Genomic DNA, 2,451 nt, shown 5'->3' with positions numbered 1-2,451 from the left:
AACTGAGTGAAAGCATCCTGAAAAACCAACCAATTTCCACGTTCCAAAAATGAAAAATATGATTCTATTTCTTTCTTTGTTAAAAGCCTTGAAAGCTGTCCACCTTTTAAATCAGTCATATTCCAGCCACCATTTCGGGACACCATATGGCCAAGGAATGCCCAATGGATTTCTGGGTGTGCCCTATAGAAATCGAAATAGGCTTTCGTCCTTGTCACATTATTCAGGTTGTGACTTCTCGTCATCCCTTTAATTTGCTGAATCAGTAGCTGCTCCTCCAGATTAAGTGGTGGATAAAATATTAGTTGTTTTTGCCGTTTCTTTAAATCTTTTTTTATTTGTAATAGAGATTCAGAGAGTGGAAGTTTCTTCTTTTTAATAAGTTTACAAATCATTGTTGACCTCCTCTATGAATTCTCTTACTTTATGGTGAATATGTATGAAGTAGGCTAAAAGGGAGGTTACGAATGTTTGACAAGGTGAATGACGGCTTGACGCAGTTAATTGACACCATTAGAAAGGACCAATCATCCAACGGAGCATGGAAATATCCCTTTGAAACAGGCATTTCGACCGATTGTTATATGATTATCTTATTAAGAAGCCTTGGAATAAATGATGAGAAATTGATACAACAGTTAACTGAGCGGATTTTAAGTAAACAGGAAGAAAATGGTGCATGGAAGCTTTTTTATGATGAAGGGGACGGAAATCTAACTTCGACTGTTGAGGCATATTATGCATTACTATACGCGGGATATATAGACAAAAATGACCTGAAAATCAAACGCGCGAAATCCTTTATTGTAAAAAATGGGGGACTCAATCAAACACATATGTTAACAAAATTAATGCTTACACTTACAGGTCAGCAAAAATGGCCAATCTTTTTTCCGCTGCCTCTCGAACTCATCCTGTTGCCACACTCATTACCGATTCATTTTTATAGCTTTTCCGAGTACGCCAGGGCTAATCTTACTCCCATCATGATACTCGCAGACAAAAAGTATAGTCTTACAACAAATAAGAGTCCCAATTTATCTGATTTAAATATTCAGAGGGGCGAAGACGGCCTTGATTTCCGAAATTCACTTGAATGGCGATCCTTTTATTCAACTGTCAAACAGGCAAGCAAAAACTTGATTGGTCTTCCTTCGCATCTTCACCAACTAGCAACGCAACAAGCTAAGCAATATATGCTAAACAGGATCGAACCGGATGGAACATTTCTTGGTTATTTTAGTTCAACATTTCTGATGATTTTTGCATTACTTAGCTTGGGTTATCCAAAAACACATCCAATTATTTTAAATGCTGTCAACGGGTTAAAGGGAATGAAAATTGAAATAAGCGGCCATACACATATACAATTCACAACCGCAGAAGTATGGAATACCTCACTACTTGGATATGCATTGCAAGAAGCAGGTGTCCCTTCAACAGATCCTATGATCCAAAAAGCAAATCAATATTTGTTGACGAAGCAACATGTTAAATATGGGGATTGGGCCATTCAAAATCCTTCAGGTTTTCCTGGTGGATGGGGCTTTTCTGACATGAATACGATTCAACCCGATGTAGATGATACGACAGCATCATTACGTTCAATCGCAAGAATCGTTAAACAAGAACCCATTTACAGGCAAGCATGGGATAGAGGTATACAGTGGGTATTAACCATGCAAAACAATGATGGTGGTTGGCCTGCCTTTGAAAAAAATACAAATAATAAGCTTCTAAACCTTTTGCCAATTGCAAAAGCAGAATATATTTTTTCCGATCCATCGACAGTAGATTTAACAGGTAGAACACTCGAGTATCTCGGTAAATATACGAAGCTTCCTAAAGAAAATACTTCTGTTAAATCAGCAATTAAATGGTTATATAAAAATCAAAAGGGCGATGGTTCATGGTATGGGCGTTGGGGAATCTGCTTTATTTATGGTACATGGGGAGCGATTACTGGATTACATGCAGTTGGTGTTGTACCAACGCACTCATCTATTACGAGAGCTGTCACCTGGCTCGAATCGATTCAGAATCCGGATGGAGGCTGGGGTGAATCCTGTAAGAGCGATAGTAGCAATAAATATATTCCTTTGAAGACTAGTACATTAACACAAACTGCCTGGGCAGTTGATGCCCTTATTGCAGCAAGTGATAAACAAACCAAGGCGATTGAGAAAGGGATCAGATTTCTTCTCGACAATTTGGACCGGGATGACTGGACGACAAAATATCCAAAGGGGCAAGGTTTACCAGGTGATTTTTACATGCATTACCATAGCTATCGATATATTTTCCCGCTACTTACACTTGCGAATTACCAAAGGAAATATACACAAAAAAGCTAAAAGAACAAACTCTCTTTTAGCTTTTCTTGAGTTTTGAGGGGTTATTTATTTTATACTGAACGGGTTCCTCAATGATGAACTCTTCTTCAACATCCTC

Annotated in this window: 2 protein-coding genes; one reads left to right on the top strand and one right to left on the bottom strand. The window is 38.2% G+C overall.

What is annotated here, in order from left to right; translation table 11 throughout:
- Positions 1–395 (bottom strand): DUF2515 family protein (locus tag V7147_RS20540; RefSeq protein ID WP_335369672.1); only part of this gene is annotated, 395 nt, incomplete at its 3' end.
- Positions 396–467: 72 nt separating this feature from the next.
- On the opposite strand from V7147_RS20540, the gene shc reads away from it, so the two are divergent.
- A complete protein-coding gene (shc, locus tag V7147_RS20535) occupies positions 468–2,354 on the top strand; it encodes a squalene--hopene cyclase (RefSeq protein ID WP_335369671.1) in 1,887 nt (628 codons plus the stop codon).
- The last annotated feature ends 97 nt before the right edge of the window (positions 2,355–2,451 follow it).

Source organism: Bacillus sp. JJ1521, from assembly GCF_036965165.1.
Taxonomy (GTDB): domain Bacteria; phylum Bacillota; class Bacilli; order Bacillales; family Bacillaceae_L; genus Ferdinandcohnia.
Note: the sequence above shows the minus strand (reverse complement) of the source record. Positions and strands in the feature narration are given on the sequence as shown.